The 21940-nt window shown below is 73.1% G+C and carries 24 protein-coding genes; 2 read left to right on the top strand and 22 right to left on the bottom strand.

Annotated elements, in window-relative coordinates:
- The coding region (locus ABZS42_RS26740) for a DUF6541 family protein (protein ID WP_355149782.1) at nt 1-767 on the bottom strand (767 nt) is incomplete at its 3' end.
- Nucleotides 768-935: 168 nt separating this feature from the next.
- On the opposite strand from ABZS42_RS26740, the gene ABZS42_RS26735 reads away from it, so the two are divergent.
- Complete coding sequence (locus ABZS42_RS26735) at nt 936-1355, top strand: DNA-binding protein (RefSeq protein WP_355149780.1); 420 nt, start codon at nt 936-938, stop codon at nt 1353-1355.
- 25 nt (nt 1356-1380) lie between these two features.
- Complete coding sequence (locus tag ABZS42_RS26730; RefSeq protein WP_355149778.1) at nt 1381-1734, top strand: MmcQ/YjbR family DNA-binding protein; 354 nt, start codon at nt 1381-1383, stop codon at nt 1732-1734.
- Between the two features lie 115 nt (nt 1735-1849).
- Here the strand turns inward: ABZS42_RS26730 and argH are convergent, their stop codons facing one another.
- The 21 genes from argH to ribH all read right to left on the bottom strand — a co-directional run bounded on the left by argH (nt 1850) and on the right by ribH (nt 21938).
- Entirely contained in the window at nt 1850-3313 is a 1464-nt protein-coding gene (gene argH, locus ABZS42_RS26725; protein ID WP_355149798.1) for an argininosuccinate lyase, read from the bottom strand.
- A 142-nt stretch (nt 3314-3455) separates the two neighbouring features.
- Complete coding sequence (locus ABZS42_RS26720) at nt 3456-4661, bottom strand: argininosuccinate synthase (protein ID WP_355149776.1); 1206 nt, start codon at nt 4659-4661, stop codon at nt 3456-3458.
- Entirely contained in the window at nt 4658-5173 is a 516-nt protein-coding gene (locus tag ABZS42_RS26715; RefSeq protein ID WP_355149774.1) for an arginine repressor, read from the bottom strand. The genes ABZS42_RS26720 and ABZS42_RS26715 overlap by 4 nt, the downstream gene beginning before the upstream one ends.
- Nucleotides 5170-6147 (bottom strand): ornithine carbamoyltransferase, encoded by a 978-nt coding sequence (gene argF / locus ABZS42_RS26710; RefSeq protein WP_355149772.1) that lies wholly within the window; start codon nt 6145-6147, stop codon nt 5170-5172. The genes ABZS42_RS26715 and argF overlap by 4 nt, the downstream gene beginning before the upstream one ends.
- Nucleotides 6144-7394 carry an acetylornithine transaminase gene (locus tag ABZS42_RS26705; RefSeq protein WP_355149770.1) on the bottom strand — a complete coding sequence of 417 codons (1251 nt, stop codon included), beginning with the start codon at nt 7392-7394 and terminating at the stop codon, nt 6144-6146. The genes argF and ABZS42_RS26705 overlap by 4 nt, the downstream gene beginning before the upstream one ends.
- Nucleotides 7391-8278 (bottom strand): acetylglutamate kinase, encoded by an 888-nt coding sequence (gene argB / locus ABZS42_RS26700; RefSeq protein ID WP_355149768.1) that lies wholly within the window; start codon nt 8276-8278, stop codon nt 7391-7393. Before argB ends, ABZS42_RS26705 begins: the two co-directional genes overlap by 4 nt.
- Nucleotides 8275-9447, bottom strand: coding sequence for a bifunctional glutamate N-acetyltransferase/amino-acid acetyltransferase ArgJ (gene argJ, locus ABZS42_RS26695; protein WP_355149766.1), 1173 nt, complete (start codon nt 9445-9447; stop codon nt 8275-8277). Before argJ ends, argB begins: the two co-directional genes overlap by 4 nt.
- Nucleotides 9444-10445: an N-acetyl-gamma-glutamyl-phosphate reductase gene (argC, locus tag ABZS42_RS26690; protein ID WP_355149764.1), complete on the bottom strand. Its 1002-nt coding sequence runs from the start codon at nt 10443-10445 to the stop codon at nt 9444-9446. Before argC ends, argJ begins: the two co-directional genes overlap by 4 nt.
- 282 nt (nt 10446-10727) lie before the next feature.
- Nucleotides 10728-11195, bottom strand: a complete 468-nt coding sequence (locus ABZS42_RS26685) for a S26 family signal peptidase (protein ID WP_355149762.1) — start codon at nt 11193-11195, stop codon at nt 10728-10730.
- A gap of 4 nt (nt 11196-11199) precedes the next feature.
- Nucleotides 11200-13746, bottom strand: a complete 2547-nt coding sequence (gene pheT / locus ABZS42_RS26680; protein ID WP_355149760.1) for a phenylalanine--tRNA ligase subunit beta — start codon at nt 13744-13746, stop codon at nt 11200-11202.
- Between the two features lie 39 nt (nt 13747-13785).
- The gene (pheS, locus tag ABZS42_RS26675) at nt 13786-14856 is read right to left on the bottom strand and encodes a phenylalanine--tRNA ligase subunit alpha (protein ID WP_355149796.1); all 1071 of its coding nucleotides are present in this window, start codon (nt 14854-14856) and stop codon (nt 13786-13788) included.
- 169 nt (nt 14857-15025) lie between these two features.
- Nucleotides 15026-15874 carry an RNA methyltransferase gene (locus ABZS42_RS26670; protein ID WP_355149758.1) on the bottom strand — a complete coding sequence of 283 codons (849 nt, stop codon included), beginning with the start codon at nt 15872-15874 and terminating at the stop codon, nt 15026-15028.
- 69 nt (nt 15875-15943) lie between these two features.
- The gene (gene rplT, locus ABZS42_RS26665; RefSeq protein WP_355149756.1) at nt 15944-16336 is read right to left on the bottom strand and encodes a 50S ribosomal protein L20; all 393 of its coding nucleotides are present in this window, start codon (nt 16334-16336) and stop codon (nt 15944-15946) included.
- Nucleotides 16337-16367: 31 nt separating this feature from the next.
- A complete protein-coding gene (gene rpmI / locus ABZS42_RS26660; protein ID WP_007458415.1) occupies nt 16368-16562 on the bottom strand; it encodes a 50S ribosomal protein L35 in 195 nt (64 codons plus the stop codon).
- Nucleotides 16563-16582: 20 nt separating this feature from the next.
- Complete coding sequence (gene infC / locus ABZS42_RS26655; protein ID WP_076472863.1) at nt 16583-17215, bottom strand: translation initiation factor IF-3; 633 nt, start codon at nt 17213-17215, stop codon at nt 16583-16585.
- A 493-nt stretch (nt 17216-17708) separates the two neighbouring features.
- Nucleotides 17709-18182 (bottom strand): PH domain-containing protein, encoded by a 474-nt coding sequence (locus tag ABZS42_RS26650; RefSeq protein WP_355149754.1) that lies wholly within the window; start codon nt 18180-18182, stop codon nt 17709-17711.
- Between the two features lie 122 nt (nt 18183-18304).
- Nucleotides 18305-19402, bottom strand: a complete 1098-nt coding sequence (locus ABZS42_RS26645) for a DMT family transporter (protein WP_355149753.1) — start codon at nt 19400-19402, stop codon at nt 18305-18307.
- A complete protein-coding gene (hisG, locus tag ABZS42_RS26640; RefSeq protein WP_355149751.1) occupies nt 19399-20244 on the bottom strand; it encodes an ATP phosphoribosyltransferase in 846 nt (281 codons plus the stop codon). Before hisG ends, ABZS42_RS26645 begins: the two co-directional genes overlap by 4 nt.
- A 46-nt stretch (nt 20245-20290) precedes the next feature.
- On the bottom strand, nt 20291-20554 hold the full coding sequence (locus ABZS42_RS26635; protein ID WP_120331238.1) for a phosphoribosyl-ATP diphosphatase: 264 nt from the start codon (nt 20552-20554) through the stop codon (nt 20291-20293).
- 101 nt (nt 20555-20655) lie between these two features.
- The gene (locus tag ABZS42_RS26630) at nt 20656-21345 is read right to left on the bottom strand and encodes an alpha/beta hydrolase (RefSeq protein ID WP_355149749.1); all 690 of its coding nucleotides are present in this window, start codon (nt 21343-21345) and stop codon (nt 20656-20658) included.
- 92 nt (nt 21346-21437) lie between these two features.
- Nucleotides 21438-21938, bottom strand: coding sequence for a 6,7-dimethyl-8-ribityllumazine synthase (ribH, locus tag ABZS42_RS26625; protein ID WP_355149747.1), 501 nt, complete (start codon nt 21936-21938; stop codon nt 21438-21440).
- Between the last annotated feature and the right edge of the window lie 2 nt (nt 21939-21940).

The following is a 21940-nucleotide window of genomic DNA, read 5'->3' as shown; positions in this document are numbered from 1 at the left end:
GCCCCCCGCTCGGTGAGCCGCCCGCCGCCCCCCCACTCCCCTCGGGGGCCGCCCCCCGGGGGCGGGGGGGCGGCCCCCCCCCCCACGACCGGGCGCCCAGCCAGCGCCCGCACGCAGGCGTAAATGCCGGCGGCCAGGGCGACCGGCCCGACCAGCAGGGCCCAGGTGGTCATCACGGTGCTCATCGCACCGCCGGAGAGCTGTGTCGCCTGCGCCCAGGCCACGTTGGCGGCCAGCGGGTAGAACTCGCAGGAGGTCACCGTGTCGGTCGAGCCGGAGCTGCACGCGGCGGTGATCGCGGTGGTGCCGGTGTCCAGGATGCGGCGGCTCATGTAGCCGTGGTTCATCGCGTCCCACCCGGGCGGGGCGGCGAGCCGGCCGGCGATCAGCCAGCCGTAGCCCGCGGCGATCACCGCCGGCACGGCCAACCCGAGGACGTCGGCCGGACGTGGGCGGACCGACGGCAGCCGGAAGCGGGCCCGCAGGGGTAGCGGGGTGTGCTCGGCGCCGTCCTCGACGAGTCCGCGACCGAGCAGCCTCGACAGCGTGATCGCCGCGCCCGCCAGCACGATCTCGGCGACGAGCACGGCCGTGGCGCCGTCGGGCAGGCCGAGGGGCCGCAGCCAGGCCATGGCCACCGCGATCAGGCCGAGAGTGAGCGCCGGAGACGCGGCCCAGGCCGCCCAGCGGTACCGCCCCGGCGGCAGCGCGAATCCCAACAGAGATCCCGGTACGACAGCGACCAGGAGCGCAACGAGGCTGGTCAAGTGCGGTGCCCCTCCCCCGTATGAACAAGCGCCGCGCAAAAACCCGGTAAGCATAGGGGAAACGACCGGTTACTGCGCACCGCTCTGCGCAGTCGGCCCGGACCCCCAGCGGCCCCGATCTTCAACAACGTGTTGACAAGGAAGTGTTAAAGAGTTCCAATGGACGGCATGGCCACGCTGAACAACGATCCGTTCACCGCTCCGGACGCTGCCCAGGCTCGCGCACACCGCAACTACGCGGCGCTGCTGCGGATCGCGGAACGGCACGCGGGCACCGACGCCCGCCGCCGGCGGTACGCCCACCCCGACGTCCCGGACGCCTACGAGGCGGCGACCCTGGTGATGGCCCTCAGCGGCGGGGCGGAACTGGAACCGGGCGAGGAACCGGTCGACCAGGCCGACCTGATGGCCGCGCTCACCCTGATCCCGCACGTCCGGGCCGAGGTGGACGTGCTGGAGACCGGCCTGCTGCAGGCGGCCCGCGGCCGCGGAATGACCTGGCAGGCGATCGCCTTCGGGCTCGGCCTGGGCAGCGCACAGGCCGCGCAGCAGCGCTACGACCGCCTCACCGCACGCACCGCCGACTAGACAGCCGACCCGACAGGAGGGCGTGATGCGACGCGAGGAGATGCTGGCGTACTGCCTGGCGAAGCCGGGTGCCTGGCTGGACCAGCCGTGGGAGGACGACGAGGTGGTCAAGGTGGGCAGCCGGATCTTCGCGTTCCTCGGCTCCCACAGGACCGACCCCACGGTGGGCGTGAAGTGCGGCCCGAGCCGGGAGGTGGCCGACGAGTGGCTGCACCGGCACCCGGCGGACGCCCGGGTGATGCCCTACATCGGACGCTCCGGCTGGAACACCCTCCGGATCGACGGCGGGATCGACGACGAGGAGCTCATCGAAGCCGTCGACGCGTCGTACGACGCGGTGGTGGCGAAACTGCCGAAGCGGGAACGGCCGACCGGCTGAACGACCCCGTCCCCGGCACCCGGACCAGCACCGAACGGACATCAGGGAAGCGGCCGCCCCGGCGAAGGCCGAGGCGGCCGCTTCCCTGATGTCATGCGGATCCGAGCAGCCGGGCTCAGCGGGGAACGACCCGCTCGGCAGCCCACTCCCGCCAGCCGGCCAGCTTGTCGGCAGCGGCGGCGAGTTGGTCGGCCACCGGCCCGGGGCCGGTCGAGCCGGGCGTGGTCCGGGCGGCGAGCGCCGAACGAACGGAGAGCACGTCACGCACCGACGGGTCGAGGTGCTCGCTGACCGCGGCCAGGTCGGCGTCCGAGACCTCGTCCAGCGCGCAGTCGCGGGCCACACAGAGCGCGACCAGCCGCCCGGTGATCTCATGCGCGTCGCGGAACGGCACACCCCGGCGGACGAGCCAGTCGGCGACCTCGGTGGCCAGCGAATACCCCACCGGAGCGGCGGCGACCAGCCGGTCGACCCGTACCGTCATCGTGGAGATCATCCCCGCGAGAGCCGGCAGCAGCAGCTCCAGCGTGTCGACGGCGTCGAAGGCCGGCTCCTTGTCCTCCTGCATGTCCCGGTCGTAGGTCATCGGCAGGCCCTTGAGCATGGTGAGCACGCTCATCAGCCCGCCGACCAGCCGGCCGGACTTACCGCGGGCCAGCTCGGCGATGTCCGCGTTCTTCTTCTGCGGCATGATCGAGGAGCCGGTGGCGAACGCGTCGTCCAGCTCCACCCAGCCGAACTCCTGCGACGTCCAGAGCACCACCTCCTCGCCGAGGCGGGACAGGTGCACCCCGATCATCGCCGTGACGAAGAGGAACTCGGCGACGAAGTCCCGGTCGGCGACCGCGTCCATCGAGTTCGCGAACGACGTCCGGAAACCCAACTCCTTGGAGACCGCCACCGGATCCAGCGGCAGACCCGAGCCGGCGAGCGCGCCCGCGCCGAGCGGACTGACCGCGGCCCGCTCGTCCCAGTCCCGCATCCGCTCCAGGTCCCGCAGCAGCGGCTGGACGTGGGCGAGCAGCCAATGACCGAAGGTGACCGGCTGCGCGTGCTGAAGGTGCGTCATGCCCGGCGCGGCCGTCTCCACGTGCCGCTCCGCCTGCTCGACCAACGCCTCCGCCAGCTCCACCAGCCGGGCGGCCACGCCCCGCGCGTGGTCGCGCAGGTAGAGCCGCAGGTCGGTGGCGACCTGGTCGTTGCGCGACCGGCCGGCGCGAAGCTTCCCGCCCAGGCTGCCGAGCCGCTCCAACAGGCCGCGCTCCAGCGCCGTGTGCACGTCCTCGTCGTCGACCGTCGGGCGGAACTGCCCCGAGGCGCAGGCCGCCTCCAGGTCGTCCAGCGCCGCGAGGATCTTCCCCAACTCCTCCGGGTCCAGCAGGCCGGCGCCGGCCAGGACCCGGGCGTGCGCCCGGGAGCCGGCGATGTCGTACGGAGCCAGCCGCCAGTCGAACTGCACGCTCACCGACAGCCGGGCCAGGGCCTCCGCGGGGCCGCCGGCGAACCGCCCGCCCCACAGGCTCGTCCGGTTCGTGGCGGCGCTGTTCTCGGTCAGGCTCTTGTCGTCCACCGGACCCATTGTGGCAGTGCTCACCTTTCGCTCCCGACTGCGGGGCTCACTCGCTGCGCTCGCTCACTCCTCGCGTTCGCAGTGCTCACCTCCCGCGTCCCGACTGCGGGGCTCACTCGCCGTGCTCGCGCACTCCTCGCGCTCGCGGGGCTCACCTTTCGCCGAGCCGGGCGTCCCGGGCCGCGGCCATCCGGCTGGGCAGACCCCACAGCTGCACGAAACCCTTGGCGAGGGACTGATCGAACGTGTCGCCGGTGTCGTAGGTGGCCATGCCGAAGTCGTACAGGCTGGCCTCGGAGCGCCGGCCGGTGACGGTGGCCCGGCCGCCGTGCAGGGTCAGCCGTACCTCGCCGGTGACGTGCCGCTGGGCGTCGTCGATGAACGCGTCCAGCGAGCGCTTCAACGGCGAGAACCAGAGGCCGTCGTAGACGAGCTCGCCCCAACGCTGGTCGACACCGCGCTTGAACCGGGCCAGGTCCCGCTCGACGGTCACGTTCTCCAGCTCCTGGTGGGCGGTGATCAGCGCGATCGCGCCCGGCGCCTCGTACACCTCACGGCTCTTGATGCCGACGAGACGGTCCTCGACCATGTCGAGCCGTCCGATGCCCTGCGCGCCCGCCCGCCGGTTCAGCTCCTGGATCGCCTGGTACGGGGTGACGGTCTCACCGTCCACCGCGACCGGCACGCCCGCGTCGAAGGTGATGACGACCTCGTCGGGGTCGCGGGGCTCGCTCGGGTCGGCCGTGTAGGAGTACAGGTCCTCGATCGGACCGTTCCAGATGTCCTCCAGGAAGCCGGTCTCCACCGCCCGGCCGAACAGGTTCTGGTCGATGGAGTACGGCGACTTGGCCGACACGTCGATCGGCAGGCCCTTCTCCTCGGCGAACGCGATCGCCTTGTCCCGGGTCCAGGCGTAGTCCCGGGCCGGAGCGATGATCTTCAGGTCGGACGCGAGCGCCCCCAGACCGACCTCGAAGCGGACCTGGTCGTTGCCCTTGCCAGTGCACCCGTGCGACACGATCGTCCCGCCGTGCTTGCGCGCCGCGGTCACCAGATGCTTGACGATCAGCGGGCGGGACAGCGCGGAGACCAACGGGTAGCGGTCCATGTAGAGGGCGTTGGCGCGGATCGCCGGCAGGCAGTACTCGGCGGCGAACTCGTCGCGCGCGTCGACCACCTCGGACTCCACGGCGCCGCAGTCCAGGGCGCGTTGCCGGATGACGTTCATGTCCTCGCCGCCCTGGCCGACGTCGACCGCGACCGCGATCACCTCGGCACCGGTCTGCTCGGCCAGGTACGGAATGGCGACGGAGGTGTCCAAACCCCCGGAGTACGCCAGGACGACCCGCTCGGTCATGGTGTGTTGCTCCCTTCAACGTTCTCTTCGCGGCGGGCCCAGCCGGCGAGCTTCTCGCCGAGCGTGGCTCCACCGTCGGCCTCGCGGGCCACGACGAGGATGGTGTCGTCGCCGGCGATCGTGCCGACGACCTCGGGCAGGCCCGCTCGGTCCAACGCGCTGGCCAGGTAGTGCGCTGCGCCCGGCGGGGTCCGCAGCACGGCGATGTTGCCGCTGGAGTCGACCCCGTTGAGCAGCTCGTGCAGCAGCCGCACCAGGCGGGCCGGGGCGGCCTCGGCGTCACGCAGCGGCCGGTGGCCGTCCTCCGGGATCACGTAGACGCCGCGTCCGTCGCCGCCGCGCACGGTCGCCGCGCCGAGTTCCTTCAGGTCCCGGGAGAGGGTGGCCTGGGTGACCTGGATGCCGTCGCCGGCGAGCAGGTCGGCCAGCTCGGGCTGCGAGTGGACTGCCTTGTCCCGGATCAGCTCCACGATGCGGGCGTGCCGGGCGGTGCGGGTCAGCGGGGCGGTCATGTGGTCTCCCTGGTCACGGTGGCGTCGGGCGCCGCCGCGTCCGGGGCCAGGGTCGTGGCCTCGATGAGGAACGTGAGCAGCGCCTTCTGGGCGTGCAGCCGATTCTCCGCCTGATCGAAGACCGCGCTCTGCGGGCCGTCGAGCACCTCGTCGGTGATCTCCTCACCCCGGTGCGCGGGCAGGCAGTGCAGCACGATCGCGCCCGGCGCCGCCTGGGCGAGCAGCTCGGCGTTGACCTGGTAAGGCAGGAACGGCGTGTTGCGGTCCAGCCCGTCGTCCTCCTGCCCCATGGAGGTCCAGGTGTCGGTGGCGATCACGTCGGCCCCCTTGACCGCCTCGGCCGGGTCGGTCAGCACACTCACCGAACCGCCGGTGCCGACCGCGATCTCGGCGGCCCGGGCCACCACCACGGGGTCGGCGGAGAACCCGACCGGCCCGGCCACCCGTACGTGCATGCCGGCGGTCGCCCCGGCGAGCAGGTACGAGTTGGCCATGTTGTTGGCCGCGTCGCCGACGTACGCGAGGGTCCGGCCGGCGGTGCCGCCGAAGCGTTCCCGGACGGTGAGCAGGTCCGCCAGGAGCTGGCAGGGGTGGAAGCCGTCGGTGAGCGCGTTGACCACCGGCACACTCGCCCCGCCGGCGATCTCGGCGATGCGGTCGTCGCCGTAGGTGCGCAGCACGATCGCGGCGACGTAGCGGGAGAGCACCCGCGCGGCGTCGGCGAGGGTCTCGCCCCGGCCGAAGTGGGTGCCGTGCGTGTCCACGATGAGCGGATGCCCGCCCAGCTCGGCGATGCCGACGTCGAACGAGGTCCGGGTACGCAGGCTCTGCTTGTCGAAGAGCACCGCCACCGAACGGGGCCCGGTCAGCGGCTGGTAGACGAACCGGTCCGCCTTCATCCGGGCGGCGAGCTCCAGCACCGTCGCCTGCTCGGCGGGGCTCAGGTCGTCGTCACGCAGGAAGTGCCGGATCATGCGGTCGTCTCCGGGGCGGTCGTGGCGGTCGTCGGGGAAACCGTCGAGGGGGCGAACCCCGACGGGGAACGGTCCGCGGCGGGCGCGGTGGTGTCCAGGGCGGCCGGAAGGGCCGCCAGGAACGCGTCCACCTGTTCCGCGGTGAGGATCAGCGGCGGGGCGAGGCGGACCACGTCCGGCTGCACCGGGTTCACCAGGAAACCGGCCTCGCGTAGCGCCTCGGCGAGCACCCGCGACACCGGCGCGGAGAGCACCACGCCGAGCAGCAGGCCGGCCCCGCGTACGCCGGAGACGAGCGGGTGGCCGAGCGCCTCGACCCCGCGGCGCAGTCGCTCGCCGACCCGCTTGACGTGGTCGAGCAGGCCCTCGTGCGCGATGGTGCTCACCACCGCGAGCCCGGCGGCGCAGCTGACCGGGTTACCGCCGAACGTGGTGCCGTGCGAGCCGGGGGTGAGCAGCTGCGCCGCGCGGCCGAAGGCCAGCGTCGCGCCGAGCGGCAGCCCACCGCCGAGCCCCTTGGCGAGCGTGACCAGGTCCGGCTCCACGCTCTCGGCCTGGTGGGCGAACCAGTGGCCGGTACGCCCGATGCCGGTCTGCACCTCGTCGAGCACCAGCAGCGCGCCGTGCCGGGCGGTGATCCGCCGGGCCGCGGCGAGGTAGCCGGCCGGCGGCACGACGACACCGCTCTCCCCCTGGATGGGCTCCAGGATCACCATCGCGGTGGCGTCGGTGACCGCCGCCTCCAGCGCGGCCACGTCGCCGTACCCGACGTGGGTGACCTCGCCGGGCAGCGGGCGGAACGGGTCGCTCTTGGCCGGCTGCCCGGTGAGCGCGAGAGCACCCATGGTCCGGCCGTGGAAGCCGCCCGACGTGGCGACCACATGGGTACGACCGGTCAGCCGGGAGATCTTGAACGCCGCCTCGTTGGCCTCCGCGCCCGAGTTGGCGAAGAAGACCCGGCCGGGGCGCCCGGCGAGCGCGAGCAGCAGCTCGGCCAGGGCGACCGGCGGCTCGGCGACGTAGAGGTTGGAGACGTGGCCGAGCGTCGCGACCTGCTTCGACACGGCAGCCACCACGGCGGGGTGGGCATGACCGAGGGCGTTGACCGCGATACCGCCGACCAGGTCGACGTACTCCCGGCCGTCCTCGTCGACCACGACGGCGCCGGAGCCCGCGACCAGGGCCAGCGGCGGCGTGCCGTAGTTGTCCATCATGGACTGGCTCCACCGCTGCACCAGCGCGCTCATGACTCGATCACCATCGTTCCGAACCCTTCCGACGTGAAGACCTCCAGCAGCGTGGAGTGGGCGACCCTGCCGTCGACGACGTGCGCGGCGGGCACTCCCCCGCGCACCGCCCGCAGGCAGGCCTCCATCTTGGGCACCATGCCCGACTCGAGCGTGGGCAGCAGTTTCGCCAGGCCGTCGGCGTCGATCTCCGAGATCAGGCTCGTCGTGTCCGGCCAGTTCGCGTAGAGGCCGGCGACATCGGTGAGCACGACCAGCTTTCGGGCCTCCAGTGCGATCGCGAGCGCGGCGGCCGCGGTGTCCGCGTTGAGGTTGTGCAGCACCCCGTCGGTGTCCGGCGCGACGGTCGAGATCACCGGGATCCGCCCGGCCGCTATGAGGTCGGTGACCGCGGAGACGTCCACCGACTCCACGTCACCCACCTGGCCGACGTCGACCGGTTCGCCGTCCACGTACGCCGGGCGGCGCACCGCCGTGAACAGCCCCGCGTCCTCGCCGGAGAGCCCGACCGCGAACGGACCGTGCGCGTTGATCAGCCCGACCAGTTCCCGTCCGACCTGACCGACCAGCACCATCCGGACGACCTGCATCGCCTCGGGTGTGGTGACCCGCAGTCCGCCGCGGAACTCGCTGACGATGCCGAGCCGGCCGAGCATGGCCGAGATCTGCGGCCCGCCGCCGTGCACGACGACCGGCTTCAGGCCGACGTAGCGCAGGAAGACCATGTCGGCGGCGAACGCGCGCTGCAACTCGGGATCGACCATGGCGTTGCCGCCGTACTTGATCACGACTGTCGAGCCGGAGAAGCGGGCCAGCCACGGCAGCGCCTCGATCAGCGTGGCGGCCTTGGCCTGGGAGCGGGTGAGGTCGGCGGAGAGGCTCACGACGAGTAGGCCGAGTTCTCGTGGACGTACGCGTGGGAGAGGTCGTTGGTCCAGACGGTGGCCGCGGCGGGTCCGGAGCGCAGGTCGATCCGGATGGTCACGTCCCGCCCGGTGAGGTCGACCTTCGACCGGTCCTCGGCGGCGGCGCCGTCCCGGCACACCCAGACCCCGTTGACCGCGACGTCGACACCGTCCGGCTCGAACACGGCGGCGGTGGTGCCGACGGCGGCGAGGATCCGTCCCCAGTTCGGGTCGTTGCCGAACAGCGCGGTCTTGACCAGGTTGTTGCGGGCCACCGCGCGGCCCACCTCGACCGCGTCGTCCTCGCTCGCCGCACCGACCACCTCGATGGCGATCTGCTTGGTGGCGCCCTCCGCGTCGGCGATGAGCTGCCGCGCCAGATCGTGGCAGGCGGCGGTGACCGCGGCGGCCAGCTCGCCCGGGGCGGGCCTGACCCCCGACGCGCCGCTGGCCAGCAGCAACACGGTGTCGTTGGTGGACATGCAGCCGTCGGAGTCGATCCGGTCGAACGTCACCCGGCAGGCCTCGCGCAACGCGCTGGCCAGCGTCTCGGCGTCGGCGACCGCGTCGGTGGTGACCACGCACAACATGGTCGCCAGGGCCGGAGCGAGCATGCCCGCGCCCTTGGCCATGCCGCCCACGGTCCATCCGGTGCCGTGCGTCACCGTCGTCTTCGGCCGGGTGTCCGTCGTCATGATCGCCTCGGCGGCAGGGGCGCCGCCGGCCGGCGACAGCGTTCGCACGGCGTCGTCCACGCCGGCGAGCAACGCGGTCATCGGCAGCCGCTCACCGATCAGGCCGGTCGAGCAGACCGCCACCTCGCCCGCCCCGAGGTCCAGGGCCGGCTCGGCGGCCGTGAGGGCGGCGGCGACATGCTCGGCGGTGGCGTGGGTGTCCTGGAACCCGGCCGGGCCGGTGCAGGCGTTCGCGCCACCCGAGTTGAGCACCACGGCGCGGACGGTCCCACCGCGGACGACCTGCTGGGTCCAGAGCACCGGCGCGGCCTTCACCCGGTTGGCGGTGAAGACACCGGCGACGGCCGTGTCCGGGCCGTCGTTGACCACCAGCGCCACGTCCGCGGCGCCGCCGGCCTTGAGCCCGGCGGCGACGCCCGCCGCCCGGAATCCCTGCGCAGCGGTCACGCTCATGGCGCCACTCCGTAGACCGAGAGGCCGGTGGTCTCCGGCAGGCCGAACATCAGGTTGGCGTTCTGCACGGCCTGACCGGCCGCGCCCTTGCCGAGGTTGTCGAGCGCGCTCACCACGATCAGGCGGCGGGAGTCGACGTCGACGGTGGCCTGCAGGTGGCAGGAGTTGGAGCCGAGCGTGGCGGCGGTGTGTGGCCAGCGCCCCTCGGGCAGCACGTGCACGAACGGCGCGTCGGCGTACGCTTCGGCGAGCACCGTCTGCGGGTCGACCCCGCGGGCGGGCACCGCGGTGACCGTGGCGAGGATGCCACGCGGCATCGGGGCGAGCACCGGGGTGAGGGAGAGGCCCGTCGCGCCGGTCGCCTGCTTGATCTCGGGCACGTGCTGGTGGGTGCCGACCCGGTAGGGCGACAGGTCGCCCATGACCTCGCTGGCCAGCAGGTGCGCCTTGGCACCCCGGCCCGCGCCGGAGGTGCCCGAGGCGGCGACCACGACCACGTCGTCCGGCCGGGCGGCGCCGGCGACGATCAGCGGGGCGAGCGCCAGGCTGATGGCGGCGGCGTAGCAGCCGGTGTTCGCCACCCGCGCCGAGGAGACGATCAGCTCGCGCTGCCCGGGCAGTTCCGGCAGGCCGTAGGTCCACTGGCCGGCGTGCGTGCCGCCGTAGTACTGCGCCCACTGGTACGGGTCGGCCAGCCGGTGGTCGGCGCCGAAGTCGACGATGCGCACCTCGGCCGGCAGTTGGGCGGCGAGCGCGGCCGACTCGCCGTGCGGCAGGGCCAGGAAGACCAGGTCCGCGTCCGCGAGGGCTTCCGGCCCCGACGCGCCGAGCACCAGGTCGAGCCCGGCCAGCTGCGGATGCACCACGTCGACCCGGTGCCCGGCCTGGCTGTGCGCAGTGGCGGCGACCAGCTCGAACTCCGGGTGCCCGGCGATCAGGCGCAGCAGCTCGCCGCCGGCGTAGCCGCTCGCTCCCCCGACCGCAACTCGGATCCCCATACTCACCTCCGCATGACTATGCAGTCAAACTTAGCAGCGGTGATCTCCGGCCGCAAGTTCATGCAGTGGGCTGCATGAGAATTACGGAGAGGTCTGGGAGCGCTCCCAGACCTCGTCGGACTCATCGGGCTGCTTGATGCGGAGGACTAGTTGCGCGTTCCCGCGCCAAGGTTGGCGGGCGGATTGCCCGGCGAAACCCGAAAACCGATTCGACGCCGCCCTGTCAGCGGCGTTCCCTTGCAGGTCCAGGGGCCAGCTCAAACTCCACGACGTCCGCCCCGGTCAGGGTCGCAAGCGCGGCCGGACGACCACCCCGAGCACGTCCGGCTCCGCGAGGTAACCCCACTCCCGCGAGTCGTGGCTCAACGGCGGGTTGTCGCCGAGAACCACCAGGTGCCCCGGCGGCACCTCCCGCTCCGGGCGCTGCCCGAGCAGCGGTACCCGGTCCACCGGCACCGGGTCGCCGGGCACCGCGTACGCCCGCTTGATGAGCAGGCCCGGCTCGCCGTCACCGGGCCGGGTGGGGTGGCGGGCGGTCATCGCCGCCGGCGCCACCACCACGACCACGTCACCGGAACGGACCCCGGCCAGCGGCACCCGCCGGGCCAGCACCCGGTCGCCGGGGCGCAGCGTCGGTTCCATGCTGCGACCCACCACCGAGACCAGCATCAGGTGCCGGCGGGCCCAGAGCAGGCCGGTGGTGGCCGCCACGAGCACGACGGCCACCACCACCCAACCGATCACCGGCACCGGATCAGGCGCCGCGCAGGGTGGCGCCGAAGCGCTCGGCGGCCACGGCCACCGCCGCGTCCCGGGCCGCCACCGCCTCCTCCACCGTGAGCGTGCGGTCCGGCGCCCGGAAGGTCAGCTTGTACGCCAACGACTTGCGCTCCGCCCCGAGCTGGTCGGAGGTGTAGACGTCGAAGAGGCGTACGTCCTCCAGCAGCTCGCCGGCACCTTCGACGAGTGCCTGCTGCACCCGCGCCGTCGGCACCGACTCGTCCACCACCAGCGCCACGTCGATCAGCGCCGGTGGGAAGCCGGACACCGCCGGGGCCGACAGCACCGGCGCGGCGGGCAGCAGGTCGAGGTTCAGCTCCACGGCGCTGGTACGGCGGGGCAGTTCCAGCGCCGCGACCACCGTCGGGTGCAGCTCGCCCGCGTGCCCGACGACGATGCCGTCGACCAGCAGCTCGGCGCAGCGACCCGGATGCCACGGCGCGTACTCGGCGGCCCGGACCTCGACCCGGTCGGTCGGGATGCCGGCGGCGGCCAGCACCGTCCGCCCGGCCTCGACCGCGTCCGCCCACCCGGCCGCGCGTCCGTTGCCCCACCAGCCGGACAGCTCGATCTCGCCGGCCAGCACGGCGGCGAGGTGCCGGGGCTGCGCGGGCACCACCGCGTCGGCGGCGGCGAACTCCGCGTCGGTCGGCCGCCGGTCCACCCCCATCGCCGGCGGGCTGCCCACGCCGGGCTTCGGGTGGAAGACCGTCCCGATCTCGTAGAGCGCGAGATCGCGATGGCCCCGGCCGAGGTTGCGCTTGAGCACGCCGAGCAGCGGGCCGAGCAGCGTCGTGCGCAGCATCGGCTCCTCGTCGGAGAGCGGGTTGGCCAGCCGCACCGCGGGTCGGCGCGGGTCGTCGGCCGGCAGGCCGAGCAGGTCGGGAAGCTCCGGCGAGACGAACGGGTGGGCGAGCACCTCGACGTAGCCACGGTCGGCCAGCGCCCGGGCGATCGTCCGACGGCGGCGCTGCTGCCAGGTCAGGCCGCGGCCGGCCGGCGCCACCGGCAGCACCGACGGCACCTTGTCGTACCCGTCGAGGCGTACCACCTCCTCGACCAGGTCGGCGGGGTCGGTGAGGTCGGGACGCCAGCTCGGCGGGGTGACGGTGAGCGCCACCCCGGCGCCGGCGACCACACCGATCGAGCCCGGGTCCTCGGCCAGCCGGTCGGCGCCCTGCGCCACCGTGCAGCCCACCTGCTCCAGCAGGGCCACCACCCGCGCCGGCGGGTAGTCGACGCCGATCCGCCGGGTCGGCAGGTCCGCCGCCAGCGTGATCGGGGTACGCGGCGCCACGTGGTCGAGGTCGAGGATCTCGTCGCCCACGGTGCCGCCGCCGTGCTCGGTGAGCAGCCGTACCGCCCGCTCCAGGGCGACCAGCGGCAGGGCCGGGTCGACGCCCCGCTCCCAACGCTTGGCGGCCTCGCTGAACAGCTTGTGCCGGCGGGCGGTGCGTCCCACCATCACCGGGTCCCAGTGGGCGGCCTCGAACAGCACGTCGGTCGTGCCGGTGACGACCTCGCTGGTCTCGCCACCCATCACCGCGGCGAGCGAGATCGGCCCGCTGTCGTCGCAGATCACCATGTCCTCGGCGGTGAGGACACGATCGACACCGTCCAGGGTGGTCAGCTTCTCCCCCGCCTCGGCGCGGCGGACCACCAGCGGCCCGGTGATCCGGTCGGCGTCGAAGGCGTGCATCGGCTGGCCCAGCTCGAGCATCACGTAGTTGGTGATGTCGACCGGCAGCGAGATGCTCCGGATGCCGGCGGTGTTGAGCCGCCGCTGCATCCAGGCGGGCGTGGGCGCGCTCGGGTCGACGCCGCGGACCAGCCGGGCGGCGAACCGGTCGCAGCCCACCGTGTCGCGCACCTCGACCGGGTACGCGGGCCGGGGCGTGCCGCCGGGCGCGGGCGCCAGGCCCGGGTCGCGGAACGGCACCCCGAACGCGTGTGACAGTTCCCGGGCCAGACCGCGCAGGCTCAACGCGTACCCCCGGTCCGGGGTGATCTCCAGCTCGAGCACGACCTCGTCGAGGCCGATCACCGGTCGGGCGTCGTCGCCGGGCTTGGCCGGGCTCTCCTCGGGCAACACCAGGATGCCGTCGTGGTCGTCGCCGATGCCCAGCTCACGGACCGAGCAGATCATGCCGTTGGAGACCCGGCCGTACGTCTTGCGCGAACCGATGGCGAAGCCACCGGGCAACACCCCGCCGGGGAGGATGACGACCACCCGGTCACCGGGGGCGAAGTTGCGCGCACCGCAGACGATCTCCTGCGGCTCGCCGGTGCCGTTCGCGGCCCCGACGTCGACCCGGACGAACCGGATCGGCTTCTTGAAGCCGGTCAGCTCCTCGATCTCCAGAACCTCACCGACCACCAGCGCCCCGGTCACGTTCTCCCGCAGGTCGGTCACCGAGTCGACCTCGATACCGAGGTCGACCAGGGCCTGCGCCAGGTCACCGGTGGACAGGTCGGCGGGGAGCTCGACGTACTCCCGCAGCCAGCTGACAGAAACTCGCATGACTCAGACCACCGTCTCCGTAACTCGTGCCCGCATCGCCTACGCCTCGGTCCCGAGCGCCCGGCTGAACCGGACGTCGCCCTCGAAGAGGTGGCGGATGTCGCTGACTCCGTGCCGGACCATCAGGGTCCGGTCGATGCCCATGCCGAACGCGAAGCCCGAGTAGACCTCCGGGTCGATCCCGCAGGCACGCAGCACCCGGGGATTGACCATCCCGCAGCCGCCCCACTCGACCCACTGCGGGCCGTCGCGGTGCTCCGGGAACCACACGTCGAACTCGGCCGACGGCTCCGTGAACGGGAAGTAGTGCGGCCGCCACCGGGTCTTCGCGTCCGGGCCGAAGATCGCCTTGGCGAAGTGGTCGAGCGTGCCGCGCAGATGCGCCATGGTGATGCCCTTGTCGACCACCAGGCCCTCCGCCTGGTGGAAGACCGGGCTGTGGGTGGCGTCCACCTCGTCGGTGCGGTAGACCCGGCCGGGGCAGATCACGTAGATCGGCGGCTTGCGGCTGAGCATCGTCCGGGTCTGCACGTTCGACGTGTGCGTACGCAGCACCAGGCCCGACCGGTCCGCGGGGTCGACGTAGAACGTGTCCATCAGCCCGCGCGCCGGGTGGTCGGCGGGGATGTTGAGCGCGTCGAAGTTGACCCACTCCAGTTCGGCCTCGGGCCCCTCGGCCACCTCGTAGCCCATCCCGACGAACAGGTCGCTGATCTGCTCCATCAGCGTGCTCAGCGGGTGCCGCGCTCCGTGGGGCCGCCGGTCGTACGGCAGCGTCACGTCGACGCGCTCGGCGACCAGCACCCGCTCGGCGTGCTCGCGCTCCAACGCCTCGGCCCGGGCCGCGTACGCGGTCTCGATCGCGCGGCGGGCCTCGTTGACCCGCTTACCGGCGTCGGCCTTGGCGGCCGGCGGCAGCGCGCCGATCTCCCGGCGGGCCAGGGACACCGGCGCCCGGTCACCGAGATGTGCCGGGCGGAGCGCGGTCAACGCGTCCGGATCGGTGGCGGCGACGAACGCCTTCTCGGCGTCGGCCACGGCCGCGACCAGCGCGGCGGGGTCGAGCAGGGCGACCTGCTTCGGGTCGTACGGATCGTTGCGGTAGGTCATGGCGTACGGGTACTCCCTCACGGCGGCGCCGACCCTCCGGGGGTGGCTAAGCGAGTCTACGGACGCGCGGCTTCGCCGCAGCCCGCCGGTGGGAGTTACGCAGGGAGCAGGTGTCAGGCCCGCCGCCCGCCGGTACCGGCGGGCTGGCTAAACGAACGCCGTGGCGCGTTCATGGACGGCTGGTCTCCCCGGTCGTGACGTCCGCGCGACCGGAGCCCGGTCGGCGCTGTGCTTTCGCTGAAGAGTACAGGCAGACGGCCGCAGCCGCAGCCAGGTTCAGGCTCTCGGCGCGCCCGTGCAGGGGCACCCGGACCCGGGCGTCGGCGGCCTCGGTGAGCGCCTGCGGCAGCCCGTGCGCCTCGGAGCCGAACAGCCAGGCGGTGGGCCCGGCGAGCCGGCCGGCGTCGGCCAGGTCGTCGAGGTCCTCCTCGCCGTAGCCGGTGGTGGCGAGCACCGCGAACCCGGCGGCGCGCAACGCGGCGACCACCTCGACCGGATCGTCGGCGCGGACCACGTCGACGTGGAACAGGCTGCCCGCCGAGGCGCGCACGCACTTGCCGTTGTACGGGTCGACGGCGTCTCCGGCGAACACCACCGTGCCCGCCCCCGCCGCGTCGGCGGTGCGCAGCACCGTGCCGGCGTTACCCGGGTCGCGGATCTCGGCGAGCACCGCGACCAGCCCGGGCCGGCGGTCGAGGGCCTGGTCCAGCGGCACGTCGAGGTGCCGGCAGACGGCCACCAGGCCCTGCGGGGCCACGGTCTCGGCGAGCGCGACGAGGGCGTCGTCGGTCACCTCGGAGACCGGCACGTCACCGCCGGCGGCCAGGGCCGCCAACTCGGCGTACCGGTCCAGGGCGGCCGGGGTACCGAAGAGCTCGGTGACCACGCCGGGAACGGCGAGCGCCTCGCGCACGGCCTGCGGGCCCTCGGCGAGGAAGCGGCCGGTGGCCTCGCGGTCGCGGCGCCGGTGCAGCCGGCGGGCGGCGACCACCCGGGGCGTACGCGGGGTGAAGAGCATCTTCTCCTCGATCCTTGCAGCGAGGCGCCCCCCGTCGGGGTCGACGAGGGGCGCCTCAGACGCAGGGGATCAGGCGGCCTGAGCCGCCGCACCGCCGGTGCCCTCGGCCGCGACCGCGGCCCGGGCCACCTCGACGATCGCCGCGAACGCGGCGGCGTCGTTGACGGCCAGGTCGGCCAGGATCTTCCGGTCGACCTCGATGCCGGCCAGCTTGAGGCCCTGGATCAGGCGGTTGTAGGTCATCCCGTTGGCGCGGGCGCCCGCGTTGATCCGCTGGATCCAGAGCTGCCGGAAGTCGCCCTTGCGGTCGCGACGGTCCCGGTAGGAGTACTGCATCGAGTGCAGCACCTGCTCCTTGGCCTTGCGGTAGAGGCGGGAGCGCTGACCGCGGTAGCCGCTCGCGGTCTCCAGCAGGGTACGGCGCTTCTTCTGGGCGTTCACAGCCCGCTTGACGCGTGCCATCTCAACTCCTTCTTACGTCGGGTGGCGCGCGTCAGCGGCCGAGCAGCTTCTTGATGCGCTTCACGTCGGCCTTGGCCAGCACGACGGTGCCGGTCAGCCGGCGGGTCTGGGTGGAGGGCTTCTTCTCCAGGTTGTGCCGGAGGCCGGCCTGCTGGGCAACGATCTTGCCCTTGCCGGTCACCTTGACCCGCTTGCCCATACCCGTGTGGCTCTTCATCTTCGGCATGTGGAACGTCTTCTCCCCTGTTACTCGCCGCTGTTGTCGGCGACTGCGCCGGTCTCACCGGCTGCTGCGGTCTCGCCGGCCTCGGGGGTGGCAGACCCTTCGGCCCGCTCCCGGGGCGCCCCGCCACGGGAGGCCGTCGCGGCGACCGCGGCTGCCTTGGTGGCGCGGTGCGGCGCGAGCACCATGATCATGTTTCGGCCGTCCTGCTTCGGAGCGGCCTCGACGTACCCCAGCTCCGAGATCTCCGACTCGAGCCGACGCAGGAGCCGGTAACCCAGCTCCGGCCGACTCTGCTCGCGACCGCGGAACATGATCGTCACCTTGACCTTGTCGCCGGCCTTGAGGAACCGCACCACGTGACCCTTCTTGGTCTCGTAGTCGTGCGGATCGATCTTCGGCCGGAGCTTCATCTCCTTGATGACGGTCTGCTGCTGGTTACGCCGCGCTTCGCGCGCCTTCAGTGCGCTCTCGTACTTGAACTTGCCGAAGTCCATGAGCTTGCACACCGGCGGGCGCGCCATCGGCGCAACCTCGACCAGGTCCAGATCGACGTCCGCGGCCAGCTGAAGGGCGCGCTCCAGTGGGACGATGCCCACCTGCTCACCCTCGGGGCCGACCAGTCGGACCTCACGTGCCCGGATCTGCTCGTTCACGCGTGGTTCGACGCTGATGGGGCCTCCTCGAGTCGAGTGTTTGCTACGTGCGACCCTGCGGCTCCCGGGCGGGAGCCGACCCGGAAAGCAGAAGGCCCCGGCACATGCCAGGGCCCGCTCGACCGGTCGGCACGATCAAATGATCGCGCATCCGGCGCCGGGACATGCCCGGAACCGGGGACCGGACCCGGCCACCGTGGCGGCGACGCGGGTGGGAGCAGGCGCTCCACTTTCATGGCCGCCCGATCTACGCGGACAGCCTGGTCGACTCGACAACACTACACCCTCCGCACATCCGCACCCAACCGCCCCCGTCGGCCCACCGGGCGTGATATCCGGCGGTTGATCGACTCGGGTTCCTTGATGTCGGGCTGTCCCGAACCTGCGGATATCCCGACTTCAGGGAACCCGAGTTGACCCAAAAAAGTGCCCACTCGACGCGGATCGGCCGCTCCTTGCGGGAAAGAGCGGCCGTTACCGGTGAAGGTGAGAGTCAGCGGTTGGGGGCGTTTTCGGTCAGGCGGGCCAGGTGGGCCTGGTGCAGGCGACGCAGCGCCCGTACCCCCTGGACGGCCAGCTCCTTGTCGGCGGCCTGCAGGGCGACCATCGGCATCAGGTCGTCGTCGTGCAGCTCCAGACTGGCCCAGGGCGCACCCCGGTCGAAACGGATGCCGCGTACGACCTCCCACGGCAGCTCGTACGACCCGACCAGGTTGCGCACCCGCACGCCCCGCGCGTCGGCCTCCACCCGGGGGCGGGTGAACAGCAGGATGCCGAGCGCGCCGAAGATGCCGAGACCGACCATGGCGAGCTGGTCGCCACGCTGGAAGGTGCCGTAGCCGTCCCCGGTCGAGCCGTGCAGGGAAGTCGCCACCAGGGAGAAGACCACCAGCAGGACGGCCGCGGAGGCCCAGCAGATCACCCGGATGCGCCGGGGCCGCAGACGGATCAGCTCGGGTTCACTCACCCCACCAGTCTGCCACCCGCCCCCGGCACGTCCGCCGCCGCCACGCTGCCCACGCGCACGACGGCTGGCTCGACAGCGCCGCGCAACCAAGCCCCGGACCCACCGCGACGGCTACGGCGGCGTCAACGCCGGCGGGTGCCGCGACCTGCCACGACGACCGCCAGCAGCGTCAGCCCCGCGCCGACCAGCACGGCGCGCCGAGCGCCCGGGCCGCCGGGCAGGAACTCGTCCAGCAGCAACGCCCCGCCGAGCTGACCGGCCACCAGGGCCAGTCCGGTGCGCAGCACCCCCGCCGAGCGGACCCCGACCACCAGGCCGGCCACGATGCCCACACCGAGCAGCCCGCCGGTGTAGAGGTACCAGGCGTCCGGCCAGTTGGGCGGCGGTGCGGTGAGCGCCCCGGCGACGGCCGCCACCAGCAGCACCGCCGGTGTGCTGACCACGAAGTTGACCGCCACGCCCGCGGCGGCCGAGCCGGCCGCGGAGACCCGGCCGTTCAACGCCGACTGCAACGCCACCCCGACCCCACCGGCGACCGCGAGCAGGACCAGCCCGACGGCCAACTCCCCCACCGGCTGGCCGACCTGGGCCAGCGCCACCGCCGCCACACCGAGCAGCCCGCCGGCGATCCGGGGCCCGGTGAGCGACAGTCGGCCGACCGGGGCGAGGCCGGCCCGGTCCACCGCCAACCCGCCCAGGCTCCCCCCGGCGACCTGGGCGATGGTGAAGACGGCGACTCCGAGCACCGGCACCACGTACGCGCCGAGCACCACGATCGCCGCGCCACCCAACCCACCCAGGTAGGACCACCAGGGCAACCGCGCCCGGCGCAGCGCGGCGAGCCCGGTACGCATCGACGGCAGGACGACGAGCCCGAGCGCCACCAGCAGGGTGCCGCCGAGGTTGTTGACCACCGCGGCGAGGGTCGGTGCGCCGACCCGGACCCCCAACTCACCGTTGGCCGCGCCCTGCGCCGCCGACGCGACGCCGGCAACGGCCACGAGGGAGAGGGCCGCCCACACCGGCAGCGCTCTCGTGGCCGACGGGACCGGTCGCGGCGGCGCCACGCCCGGCGCGGCCGCTGCCGAACCGGACCCGGCCGGCGGCACCGGCTCCGCGCCGGGCGACCGTGGACCGGGCTGCGCCGGAAGCGACGCCGTGCCGGATTCCGGCCAGGACGGGGCCGGCTCCGGCACCGCCGACGGAGGCGTCGCGGTCACAACCGGCAGGCGTGGATGTTGGTGACGAGGATCGCGCGGGCGCCGAGCTCGTAGAGCTCGTCCATGATCCGGTGTACGTCGTCGCGGAGCACCATCGCCTGTACCGCGACCCAGCCCTCCCGGTGCAACGGTGACACGGTCGGCGACTCGATGCCCGGGGTGAGCGAGCTGGCCCGGTCCAGCAGACCGGCGGGCACGTCGTACGCGAGCATCACGTAGCGGCGGGCCACCAGCACCCCGTGCAGGCGGCGCAGCAGCTGCTCGGCCTGCGGGTGCGCGGGGGCGCCGGCGCGGCGTACGAGCACCGCCGACGAGCGCAGCAGCGGCTCGCCGAAGACGACGAGGCCGGCCTGGCGCAGGGTCGCGCCGGTCTCGACCACGTCCGCCACCACGTCGGCGACACCCAGCCGTACAGCGTTCTCCACCGCGCCGTCGAGCCGGATCACGTCGGCCTTCACGTCCAGCTCGCCGAGGTGCCGCTGGACCAGCCCCGGGTACGCGGTGGCGACCCGGTGCCCGCCCAGGTCCTGCACGGAGGCGATGTCCTCGGGGCGGGCGGCGAACCGGAAGGTGGCCTGACCGAAGGCGAGGTCCATCACCTCCTCGGCCACCGCACCCGAGTCGATGAGCAGGTCCCGGCCGGTGATGCCGAGGTCCAGGTCACCGGAGCCGACGTAGGTGGCGATGTCCTTCGGGCGCAGGTAGAAGAACTCGATGTCGTTGGGCTCGTCCCGGCAGACCAGGTCCTTCGGGTCGGTGCGCTGGCGGTAGCCCGCCTCGCGCAGCATCTGGGCGGCCGGCTCGGCGAGGGTGCCCTTGTTGGGAATGGCGACACGCAGCATGACGGAGTGCTCCTAGCAGTCGGTTCTGGTCGACGACGGGACGCACTCACAGATGTCGGTAGACGTCCTTCAGTTCGAGCCCGGTGGCGAGCATCAGCACCTGGGTCTGGTAGAGCAGCTGGGAGATCTCCTCGGCGGCCCGCTCCCGGCCCTCGTGCTCGGCGGCCATCCACGACTCGGCCGCCTCCTCGACGACCTTCTTGCCGATGAAGTGCACGCCCCGCTCGAGCGCGGCGACGGTGCCCGAGCCGGGAGTGCCGGCCGCGGCCTTGGCCTGCAGCTCGGCGAACAACTCCTCGAACGTCTTCACACCGCGATTGTTCCAGCTTCCCGGACCAGCGGCGCGCTCCGGGTCCAGGCACGGCGTTTCCCCTCCGCACCCGAATCCCGAACAACCCGATCCGGCCGGCGTCAGCCCACCGTCGTGGTGAGGAAGTTCCGCACCGCTTGGTGGAACTCGGCCGGGCGCTCGGTGTGCACGGCGTGCCCACCATCGATGCCGACCAGGCGGGCGGTGGGAATTCGGTCGGCCATCCGGGCCAGTTCGTGCTGCGGCAGGTGACTGGCGGGTCCCCCGCCGACCAGCAACGTCGGCGACGTGATCTGCGTCAACCTCTCCCACCACTCGGGAGGCGGATCGTTCAGCTCGGCCACCGCCGCTGCCCGGGCCGCCCAGTCGTACGGCGGCTTCACGGCGGGCCGGTCGGGCAGCCGCAGATCCAGTGGCACCGGCGGAGGTGGCTCCGCCAGCACCAGCGCGGCGACCCGTTCCGGGTGGGCCTGTGCGAGCAGGTACGCGGCCACCGCCCCGGAGGAGTGGCCGAGCAGCGTGACGCGGGGCAGCGAGACGGCGTCGAGGAACGCCAGCACGTCGTCGCGCACCAGCTCCAGCCCGTACCGGCCGGGGCGGTCGGTGGCCCCGAAACCCCGCAGGTCCGGAGCGTACGTCCGGACCCCGTCGAGCGCGCCGGCCAGCCCGGACCAGGTCGTGCCGGCCGTCCCGCCTCCGTGCAGCGCGACGAGCGGTCGCCCGTCGGCCGGGCCGAAGGCGCGGTACGCCATCCGCAGGCCGGGCAGCTGCACGTACTCGATGCGGCTCACCGGCGGATTCTGTCACGTCGGAACCCGGACACCGACGAGTGGCGGCCCCGGGACGATCGTTCGCCCGGGACCGCCACTCGTTCCGTGGGCGCTCAGCCCGTGAAACCGAGCCGCTGGCCGTTGGCGGCACCGACCGACCGGACGGCCAGCGCCGCGTCGAGCGCGGCGACGGTGGCGGCCCAGCCCTTGTCCTCCGCCGAGCCGGGCAGGCCGGCCCGGTCCCGGGCCTGCTCCAGGTTGTCCACGGTGAGCACACCGTGCGCGACCGGCTTTCCCTCGTCGAGCGCGACCCGGGTCAGCCCGTCGGTGACCGAACGGGAGACGTACTCGAAGTGGGCGGTGGCGCCGCGGATCACCACGCCGAGCGCGACCACCACGTCGAAGCGACGCGCCATGGCCTGCGCCACCACCGGGATCTCGACCGAGCCGGCGACCCGGGCGACCACCGCGCGGGCACCGCTGGCCTCGGCGGCGGCGACAGCCCGCTCGACCATGTGGTCGGTCAACTCGCCGTGCCAGCGCGCGGCGACCACACCCACCGTCATTCCGGTCGCGTCAACGGGCGCCGTCGTCGGCTCCCCGAATCCCGCCATGT

Origin of the sequence: Micromonospora sp. NPDC005367 (assembly GCF_040606825.1) — a bacterium.
Lineage (GTDB): Bacteria > Actinomycetota > Actinomycetes > Mycobacteriales > Micromonosporaceae > Micromonospora.
This window is presented reverse-complemented; position numbering and strand designations above follow the sequence as displayed.